This is a genomic window from Pseudomonas sp. 20P_3.2_Bac5, from assembly GCF_025466035.1.
In the GTDB taxonomy this organism is placed as follows: Bacteria; Pseudomonadota; Gammaproteobacteria; order Pseudomonadales; family Pseudomonadaceae; genus Aquipseudomonas.
In genome coordinates, this window is the sequence record NZ_JANLOA010000040.1 from 1 (window position 1) to 228 (window position 228).

The 228-nt window shown below is 56.6% G+C and carries 1 protein-coding gene; it reads right to left on the bottom strand.

All coding sequences use genetic code 11. The annotated features are described in order from the left end of the window. On the bottom strand, positions 1 to 228 hold a 228-nt coding region (locus tag NTD88_RS06315), incomplete at both ends, for a DDE-type integrase/transposase/recombinase (protein WP_262191718.1).

Here is a 228-nt window from a genome sequence, read left to right on the forward strand (position 1 = left end):
TTGGATTCCTCGATCCGAATGGTGGACTAATGGCTGGCGACGACGGCGCTTTCGTAATGCCTGCTTGAAGGCTTGCGCCACTGACTCGGCATGCAGGCTTTCATGGACATGGTGGCCAACAATCTTCCTGGAGTAAGCATCCGTTACCAGGCTCAGGTACAGCGCGCCATTACGTGCAGGCAGGTAAGTAATGTCGGCAACCCAGACGTGCTCCGGCCTTGTCGGAAC